At 67.3% G+C, this 6754-nt stretch carries 6 protein-coding genes and 2 riboswitches; of the genes, 3 read left to right on the forward strand and 3 right to left on the reverse strand.

The genetic code is table 11. The features are described 5' to 3' along the window. Positions 1 to 146: 146 nt before the first annotated feature. Positions 147 to 340: riboswitch (cobalamin riboswitch) on the reverse strand. A gap of 379 nt (positions 341 to 719) precedes the next feature. From B3P22_RS06625 to cbiE, 3 genes are all read right to left on the reverse strand, one after another. Beyond that, positions 720 to 1412: a (2Fe-2S) ferredoxin domain-containing protein gene (locus B3P22_RS06625; RefSeq protein ID WP_296270426.1), complete on the reverse strand. Its 693-nt coding sequence runs from the start codon at positions 1410 to 1412 to the stop codon at positions 720 to 722. Between the two features lie 125 nt (positions 1413 to 1537). Beyond that, positions 1538 to 2281 carry a cobalt-precorrin-6A reductase gene (locus B3P22_RS06630; RefSeq protein WP_296270427.1) on the reverse strand — a complete coding sequence of 248 codons (744 nt, stop codon included), beginning with the start codon at positions 2279 to 2281 and terminating at the stop codon, positions 1538 to 1540. Then, positions 2278 to 3480 (reverse strand): precorrin-6y C5,15-methyltransferase (decarboxylating) subunit CbiE, encoded by a 1203-nt coding sequence (gene cbiE, locus B3P22_RS06635; protein WP_296270428.1) that lies wholly within the window; start codon positions 3478 to 3480, stop codon positions 2278 to 2280. Before cbiE ends, B3P22_RS06630 begins: the two co-directional genes overlap by 4 nt. A 184-nt stretch (positions 3481 to 3664) precedes the next feature. Then, positions 3665 to 3859: riboswitch (cobalamin riboswitch) on the forward strand. A 96-nt stretch (positions 3860 to 3955) separates the two neighbouring features. On the opposite strand from cbiE, the gene cobG reads away from it, so the two are divergent. Genes cobG through B3P22_RS06650 form a run of 3 tightly spaced genes read left to right on the forward strand, consistent with a single transcriptional unit; the run spans position 3956 to position 6628 of the window. Further along, complete coding sequence (gene cobG / locus B3P22_RS06640; RefSeq protein WP_296270429.1) at positions 3956 to 5269, forward strand: precorrin-3B synthase; 1314 nt, start codon at positions 3956 to 3958, stop codon at positions 5267 to 5269. Beyond that, positions 5262 to 5888, forward strand: a complete 627-nt coding sequence (locus B3P22_RS06645; protein WP_296270430.1) for a precorrin-8X methylmutase — start codon at positions 5262 to 5264, stop codon at positions 5886 to 5888. The genes cobG and B3P22_RS06645 overlap by 8 nt, the downstream gene beginning before the upstream one ends. Beyond that, positions 5885 to 6628 carry a precorrin-2 C(20)-methyltransferase gene (locus tag B3P22_RS06650; protein WP_296270431.1) on the forward strand — a complete coding sequence of 248 codons (744 nt, stop codon included), beginning with the start codon at positions 5885 to 5887 and terminating at the stop codon, positions 6626 to 6628. Before B3P22_RS06645 ends, B3P22_RS06650 begins: the two co-directional genes overlap by 4 nt. Positions 6629 to 6754: the final 126 nt, after the last annotated feature.

Genomic DNA, 6754 nt, shown 5'->3' on the forward strand with positions numbered 1-6754 from the left:
TCGGGAAGGATTGATTGAAGCGGAAGTGGCGCGCCATAAATGTTCCATCGTCGGGAAGAGGCACGGCAATCCGATGGAAAATGCGCAACAGCAGACAGGGCATGGTCGCCCGACTGGAGTCAACGCCCGCCCACCGCGGGTTGCCAGACAAAAAACGACTCCAGGCCGGTCTCCGGGCTTGCGAGGGTCATGAACGCATCACCTTCCCATGCGCGTGGCGCACAGTGGCGTATCGATGCGGTCGCTCGCTTACCGTTGCGGGGGCAGCGTCGGACTTCAACCGACTTCCCGTTTCACCTCACGCGCGGCGGCGTGAGACACCTGAAGCGGGGCGGATATGACCACCCATGCGGAGGGTAGTCAAGGCGAGCTTCGCCTGTAGCGGCTTCAGCCGCGAGATAAATAGCCCCTGAAAACCCAAGGCTTCGCGGACGAGTCCGCTCCCACAAGAACAACTGCGTCAGCGCTGCGAAAGCGTACCTCCTGTGGGAGCGTAACGCTGTTGACATAAGAATTAGTCGGACACGATTAGTCCCCTCGCCCCTTTGGGGAGAGGGAGCCAAACCTGTACAACCTTAAGTGAACAGCGTTACCCGTGGGAGCGGACTTGTCCGCGATACGCTCTGACTCGCGAGCATCCGCGGCTGCTCGATCAGGTGAAAACGCCGCGATCCTGCAAGGCAATCACGGGCGTTCGTCCTGACTGACTGGCAGCAACGTTACGCCTGCTCGTCAATACGCAACTCCGGTAGCGCCCTGCCCGCTACCAGCCGCTCATCGACCAGGCGAATCACCGCGGCCTCATCCCTGATGCCGTACCACTCGCCCTGTGGATAAAGGCTCGCGGTCGGCCCCAGGTCACAGGGGAACTGGCACTGGCTACGGGTGATATGCACACCGCCTTCGCACTCCAGCCTGCCCGCCGCCTTGAGCCGCTGACGCAAGGTTTTCCACAGGCCCAGCGCGCCTTTGCGCGTGCAGCGCGGGCCGTTGCACAGCAGCAGGCGCTGCGCATGCGGCGGAATCTGCGACCAGGCGTGATGCGCCGGCACCGGCGGCACATCGCTGCAGAGAATGTGCGCGTCACGCTGCTCCAGCAGCGCGCCCAGGCCCTCGAGCCAGGCATCCTCCAGCGCCGTGCAGACCACGAACACATCTGCCCCATCACCGCGCTCGGCGATGCATTCGCGCAGCCAATCGCGGTGCGCCGCATCGGCGCGTGGCTCCAGATCCACCACCAGCAGCGGTCGCGGCGCCTCATCGATGGCCTGCCAGAAGCCGTCCTGCTCGCTGTCATGCAGATGCGCCTCACCCAGCAGCGCTTCGACGCGCTGCTGCAAACGCTCGGCCGAGGCACCACGACCGAGGCCAGGGCCGATGAACAGGATGCGGGCGTAGGGGGTTTGGCTCATGACAGTCTCCAGAACGGGCCGGCAGTCTAGCAGCGCAACAGCAAGCGTAGGGCGGGTGTGACCCGCCAGACCGACGTTGGAGGGTTTCACCCGCCCTACAGGCTGCACCCATTGTGGGAGGGGCTTCAGCCGCGACGGCAGCCATCCCTTCGCCGCTGAAGCGCCTCCCACAAGGCGTCCGGTTCCGCGAACTCACGCGTCACCGTCGGCAGCATCGGGCGGCGCAGCAGCAGCACCGGCAAGCCCAGCTCGCGGGCCACCTGCAACTTCGGCTCGGTGGAGGTGCTGCCGCTGTTCTTGCTTACCAGCACGTCGCAGCGGATGCGCGCGAACAGTGCACGCTCCTCGTCCAGGGAGAACGGCCCGCGCGCGCCGATGATCTCGGCACGCGGCGGCGCCGGCTCGGCCTGCAGGCAGCGCACCGTCCAGTGCTGATGCGCGGGAATCTCGCGCAGGTGCGCCAGCGGCTCGCGCCCCGAGGTGAAGAACGGCCGTTTGAAGGGTGCCAGGGCGCGGGTCAGTTCATCCCAGCCTTCCACCTCACGCCAGTCATCATTCGGGCCTGCCTGCCAGCCGGGACGACGCAATGCCCAACACGACACGCCTGCCAGCTCGGCAGCACGGGCGGCGTTATGGCTGATCTGCGCCGCGTAGGGGTGAGTCAGATCCAGCAGCAGCTCAATGCCTTCGCTCACGATAAAGGCCGCCAGGCCTTCGGCACCGCCAAAGCCGCCGACGCGTACGCGACACGGCAAATCGTCCGGCACGCGGCCAAGGCCGGCCAGGCTGTAGATCGTCTCCGGCCCCAACCTGCGCGCCAGGCGCAGCGCCTCGGAGGTGCCGCCGAGCAGCAGGAGTCGCGCACTCACGGCTTGCGCACCGCCAGCAGGGTGATCGGCAGCGCCGCGCGCCAAGTGTCGAAACCGCCCAGCGGCTGCGCTTGGGCCACAGTGAGCCGCAGCAGCTCGCCACCCTGCCGTTCGCGGAAGGCCACCAGCGCCGCCTCGCTCTGAATCGTCACGGCGTTGGCCAGCAGTCGCCCGCCTGGCTTGAGCGCGGCCCAGCAATCATCCAGCACGCCGGGCACGGTGACGCCGCCGCCGATAAAGATCGCATCCGGCGCCGGCAGACCGGCCAGCGCCTCGGGCGCATGCCCGGCCACCAGTTGCAGGCCGGGCACACCAAGGGCATCGCGGTTGTGACGGATATGCTCCTGACGCCCTTCGTTGGCCTCAATGGCGATAGCGCGGCAGGCCGGGTGCGCGCGCATCCACTCGATGCCGATGGAACCACAACCGGCACCGACATCCCACAGCAACTCGCCAGGCAGCGGCGCCAGGCGCGCCAGGGTCACCGCGCGCACGTCACGCTTGGTCAGCTGGCCGTCGTGGCGGTAGGCGTCGTCTGGCAGGCCGCAGGTCGGCGGCAGCAGTTGCGCCCCGGCGTCGGCCAGGCACTCCACGGCCAGCAGGTTGAGGTCGGCGCCGCGTGGCAGGTTCCAGCTTGCGGCCAGGCCCTCGATGCGGCGCTCGTCAGAGCCGCCAAGGTGCTCCAGCAGAGTCAGGCGACTGGCGCCGAAACCGCGTGCACGCAGGGCTTCGGCGACCTGCGCAGGCGTGTCGCCATCGGCGCTCAACGCCAACAGGCGCACGCCGGGGAACAGTTTGCCGTTGAGCGTGGCCAGCGGCCGGCCGACCAAGGAGACCACCTCAACCTCCTGCAACGGCCAGCCCAGGCGCGCCGCCGCCAGCGACACCGAAGACGGTGCCGGCAATACCTGCAATTCATCGGCCGGCACCTGACGCGCCAGGCTGGCGCCGACGCCGTAGAACATCGGGTCGCCGCTGGCCAGCACGCACACCGCCTCGCCGCGCTTCGCCAGCAGCGGCCCAAGGTCGAAGGGGCTGGGCCAGGTCTCCCGCTCGCCCCTGATGCATGGCGGCAACAGCGCCAGCTGGCGCGGCGCGCCGACAATGCGCGTGGCCGCCAGCAGGGCGCGGCGCGCGGCCTTGCCCAAACCGGGATAGCCGTCTTCGCCGATGCCAACCAAGGTCAACCAGGGTTTCATCCAACATCCTCACACAGGCCCGACGGAGCGCCTGTCCGCGCTCCGGGCAAAGCGGGCATAATACAGCCTTCGTCGGTGCCCCTTATAAAACGGGCCTACGAGTCTGTTTACGATCTCGCGAGCTAGAGTCATGCAAGGCAAAAGCAGGCGAGGAAGCGGAGTGTGCTGTAACACATGAGCATTCCGAGTCTGCTTTTAACGCGGCAGGGCCGACGCACAGCGAATCGTAGACAGGCTCGAAGAGGGAACACGGCTATACCGTGGCTGCCCCCGCAACTGTAAACAGCGAGTCCAATGCAATCGGCCACTGGGTAACCGGGAAGGCGCAGCGGATCATGACCTGTCAGCCAGGAGACCTGCCGACGAACGCTGGTCGCGAGTGCCAACATCGGGCGGGGTGTACCGATGCCATGAAATTTCCCTGTGGGCGAATTTCGCTGGTTCGGTCGCCGCGTCGTTATCCACAGGTGATCCCTTGCTCGCGCCCGTTCGCCCTTCTGCATGCCCCGGCCTGCTGCGTATCGTCCCTGCGCTGGATGGTGGCATCTGCCGCATCAAGCTGCCCGGCGGCGTGCTGCGCAGTGCCCAGGCGCGGGCGATTGCCGAGGCGGCGTTGCAGCATGCCAGTGGCGTGCTGGAGCTGACCAACCGCAGCAACCTGCAGATTCGTGGCGTCTTGCCCGGCCAGGAGAGCACGCTGATCGACGCTCTGCTCGGCGCTGGCCTCGGCCCGCGCGTGGCCGCCGCCGACGATGTACGCAACCTGCTGCTCAGCCCTGCCGCCGGCCTCGATCCGCACATGCGGATGGACGTACGCCCGCTGGCCAGCCAGTTGCTCGACCTGTTGCAGGACACCCCGGCGCTGCATGCGCTGTCGCCCAAGTTCGCCCTGCAACTGGACGGCGGCGAAGCCCTGGCCATGCGTGAACATCCCCATGACCTGTGGCTGGCCGCCGAGGATGAAACCCACCTGCTGCTGGGCCTGGCCGGCTCCCCCAGCGACGCGCCACTGGCGCGATTCGAGGTGACGCAGGCGGTCGAACTGGTGCGCCAGCTCTTGCTGCTGTTCCTCGAACTCGCCACCCCGGAGCAAGCGCGCATGCGTCAGTTGCTGACGCATATCCCGGCGGCCGACCTGCTGCAACGCCTGCAGACTCGACTAGATTTCCCCTTTCAACCGGTACCGGCTCGTTGGCAGCCGAGCGCTGGCGTTGGACGCGCTCCGGCAGGGATTTATCCACAGGCGCAGAGCGGTCTGCGCATGGTGGCGGCCGTTGCTCAGTTGGGTCGCCTGAACGCCGACCAACTTCTCGCCATTGCAGAACTGAGCGAGCTCCACGGCGACAGCGAGTTGCGCCTGACACCCTGGCAGGGTCTGTTGCTGGGCAACGTTCCCGAAGCGAAGGCCGGCGAGTTGCTGTCCGCGCTGGCCGAACTGGGGCTGCTCACCCAGACCGACGAGCCGCTGCTCGGCCTGGTCGCCTGCACCGGCTCGGCGGCCTGCGCCCGCGGTTTGGCCGACAGCAAGCAGCACGCCCTGCAGCTGGCCGAGCGACTGCGCGAAAACGGCGCTCGTCCGCAGGTACACCTCAGCGCCTGCCCGCGCAGTTGCGCCAGCGCGCGCGTGCAGCCTTACACGCTGCTCGCCAGCACACCCGAGCATTACCAGCTCTATCAACGCACGCCCGAGGCGCCCGGTTTCGGCCGCCTGCTGGCACCAGACATGACCATCGACGAGGCCGGCGCCTGGTTCGCCCGCCAACACCCCGCAGGAACCCCCGATGCTTGATTACATCCGCGACGGTCAGGAAATCTACCGCCGCTCCTTCGCCACCATCCGCGCCGAGGCCAACTTGGACGGCATCCCCGCCGACCTGGAAAAACTCGCCGTACGGGTAATCCACGCCTGCGGCATGGTCGACGTGGTGGAGGATCTGCGCTTCTCCCCCGATGCCGGCGCCGCTGGCCGCGCCGCGCTGCTGGCTGGTGCACCGATCCTCTGTGACGCGCGCATGGTTGCCGAGGGCATCACTCGCCCGCGCCTGCCGGCGAACAACAAGGTGATCTGCACCCTGCATGACGCCGGCGTGCCGGAGCTGGCCCGAGAAGTAGGCAACACCCGCTCGGCGGTAGCCCTGGAATATTGGCGCGAACACCTGGAAGGCAGCGTGGTGGTGATCGGCAACGCGCCCACCGCACTGTTCTACCTGCTGGAAATGCTCGACGCTGGCGCACCGAAGCCGGCGCTGATCATCGGCATGCCAGTGGGCTTTATCGGCGCAGCGGAATCCAAGGAGGCCCTGGCCGCAGACAGCCGTGGCGTGCCTTACGTGATCGTCCGTGGCCGACGTGGCGGCAGCGCCATGGCGGTGGCCGCGGTCAACGCCCTGGCCTCGGAGGTGGAATGATGGCTGGCCGTCTGCTCGGCCTCGGCGTCGGCCCTGGCGACCCCGAGCTGCTCACCCTCAAGGCCCTGCGCCTGCTCAAAGGCGCACCGGTGGTGGCCTATTTCGTGGCCAAGGCCAAGCACAACGCCGGCCACGGCGGTAATGCCTTCGGCATCATCGAAGCGCACCTGGACGACACCCAGCAGCGCCTGCCACTGGTCTACCCGGTGACCACCGAAAAGCTCGCCCCGCCGCTGTCCTACGAAGATGTGATCGCCGACTTCTACGACACCTGCGCTGAGCAGATCGCCCGGCTGCTGGACGCCGGCCAGGACGTGGCGGTGATCTGCGAGGGCGACCCGTTTTTCTACGGCTCCTACATGTACCTGCACGACCGCCTGGCCGATCGCTACGAGGTAGAAGTGGTGCCCGGCGTGTGCTCGATGCTCGGCTGCGCCTCGGTGCTCGGCACGCCGCTGGTGTACCGCAACCAGAGCTTGAGCGTGCTCTCCGGCGTGCTGCCGGAAGACGAGCTGGAACAACGCCTGCGCGACGCCGAAGCGGCCGTGGTGATGAAGCTCGGCCGCAACTTCGACAAGGTGCGCCGCGTGCTGCGCAAGCTCGGCCTGGACGACCGCGCCCACTACGTCGAACGCGCCACCATGGCCAGCCAGAAGATCGTCGCGCTGGACGAGGTGGAGCCGATGGAGTCGCCGTACTTTTCCATGATTCTGGTGCCCGGACAGAAGTGGCAGCGGTAATCCCGTAGGGCGGGTGCAACCCGCCAACAGCGAGCTGGCGGGTTGCACCCGCCCTACCGTCTCAAGACCGTAGCCCGGATGCAATCCGGGAAACCCATTCCCCGGATTGCATCCGGGCTTGTATGT

Origin of the sequence: Pseudomonas sp. UBA6323 (genome assembly GCF_002439135.1) — a bacterium.
Classification (GTDB): domain Bacteria; phylum Pseudomonadota; class Gammaproteobacteria; order Pseudomonadales; family Pseudomonadaceae; genus Aquipseudomonas.